Origin of the sequence: Burkholderia sp. Ac-20392 (genome assembly GCF_017104585.1) — a bacterium.
In the GTDB taxonomy this organism is placed as follows: Bacteria; Pseudomonadota; Gammaproteobacteria; order Burkholderiales; family Burkholderiaceae; genus Burkholderia; species Burkholderia lata.
On the sequence record NZ_JAAGPB010000841.1, the window covers coordinates 1 to 2,035 of the forward strand.

Here is a 2,035-nt window from a genome sequence, read left to right on the forward strand (position 1 = left end):
CCGAGTGTCTTCATCGGTCTCCTCCTTCGTTTCGTTCGATATGAGCGTCCGATCATAACGGAGCCATCGCGCGCGTCATATGGCCGCCATCGCGTCGGCAAGCGCAGCCCGACGGCGGCTGTCCGGTAAAATGCCGCTTTGCCCTCGCATCGTCGCTCCTACCGTGGCCCATACCCTGCTCAACGACACCTTCCTGCGTGCGCTTCTGCGCGAGCCGACCGACTACACGCCGATCTGGCTGATGCGCCAGGCCGGCCGCTACCTGCCCGAATACAACGCGACGCGCGCGCGCGCCGGCAGCTTCCTCGGTCTCGCGAAGAATCCCGACTATGCGACCGAAGTGACGCTGCAGCCGCTCGAGCGCTTTCCGCTCGACGCCGCGATCCTGTTCTCGGACATCCTGACGATTCCCGACGCGATGGGGCTCGGCCTCGACTTCCAGGTCGGCGAAGGGCCGAAGTTCGCGCATCCGGTGCGTACCGAGGCCGACGTCGCGAAGCTCGCGGTGCCGGACATCGAAGAAACGCTCGGCTACGTGACGGGCGCCGTGCGCGAGATCCGCCGCGCGCTCACCGACGGCCAGGGCCGCCAGCGTGTGCCGCTGATCGGCTTTTCGGGCAGCCCGTGGACGCTCGCGTGCTACATGGTCGAAGGCGGCGGGTCGGACGATTTCCGCACGGTGAAGTCGATGGCGTATTCGCGCCCCGACCTGATGCACCGGATCCTCGACGTGAACGCGCAGGCGGTGGCTGCGTACCTGAACGCGCAGATCGAAGCGGGCGCCCAGGCTGTGATGATCTTCGATACGTGGGGCGGCGCGCTGGCGGACGGTGCGTACCAGCGTTTCTCGCTGGACTACATCCGCCGCGTGGTCTCGCAGCTCAAGCGCGAGCACGATGGCGAGCGCGTGCCGGTGATCACCTTCACGAAGGGCGGCGGCCTGTGGCTCGAGGAGATCGCGGCGACCGGCGTCGACGCGGTCGGGCTCGACTGGACGGTCAACCTCGGCAAGGCGCGTGAGCGCGTCGCCGGCAAGGTCGCGCTGCAGGGCAACCTCGACCCGACGATCCTGTTTGCGCCGCCCGCCGCGGTACGCGAGCAGGCGCGCGCGGTGCTCGACAGCTACGGCAATCATCCGGGCCACGTCTTCAACCTCGGGCACGGCATTTCGCAATTCACGTCGCCCGATCACGTCGCCGAACTCGTCGACGAAGTGCATAGCCACAGCCGCGCGATCCGTAGCGGAGCCGCCGGCTGAACGCAAGCGCTGTCATGCTGCACTGCGGTGTGACAGCGTTTCGTTGCCGGCACTAAACAGGGCGCAACCCCGCACCGGTTGCCGATTCAGTGCTTGTCAAGACTTGACTTATACACATTTTCCACGTTGCAGCGCGGTAGAGCCCTGTATCGGTCAATTTGCCTCGCTATGGTTCGGTAATTTGAATAGCAGCCTTATGGAATAAGGCTCCGCGGGGCACCGCAACAAGCGGCGAAAATCAGCGCAAAGCGCGGCCCCGCGCGCGTTGCAGCCAGTGAGCGGCGAGTTCTCAACAAAGTTATCCACAGGCTGGGCAGGGTATACGGCGATTCCTAATGCGAATCCAAAACTTAGCGCCGAATCTGAAGTTTTACTTTAAGTTCGCTGCCACGATGCGGGCGCGGATGTCGGCCGCCTATGCTCATGCGGCGCGTGCCGCCGCCGGAGCGTCGTGATGAGCGGCACCTATCTGCGCGTCGCGCTCGACCATCCGCTCGCTACCCTGTTCGATTACCGCTGCGACGCGCAACCGGCGCCCGGGCCCGGCACGCTCGTGCAGGTGCCGTTCGGCAAGCGGCAGGCCGTCGGGCTCGTCTGCGAAGTGACGACTCACACCGACGTGCCGCCGTCCCGGCTGCGCGCAGTCGACGCGATCTGCACCGACCTGCCGCCGTTGTCGCCGGACTGGCTCGCGCTCGTGTCGTTCGCCGCCGACTACTACCAGCGCGGACGTGGCGAAGTCGCGCTGCCGGCGCTGCCGCAGGCGCTGCGCGATGC

The 2,035-nt window shown here is 66.2% G+C and carries 1 protein-coding gene and 1 pseudogene; both read left to right on the forward strand.

What is annotated here, in order from left to right; all coding sequences use genetic code 11:
* Positions 1 to 163 precede the first annotated feature (163 nt).
* Positions 164 to 1,258, forward strand: coding sequence for a uroporphyrinogen decarboxylase (gene hemE / locus G3N99_RS38840; protein ID WP_041492712.1), 1,095 nt, complete (start codon positions 164 to 166; stop codon positions 1,256 to 1,258).
* A 454-nt stretch (positions 1,259 to 1,712) separates the two neighbouring features.
* Positions 1,713 to 2,035 (forward strand): annotated as a pseudogene (locus tag G3N99_RS38845) (primosomal protein N'); the annotation flags it as partial.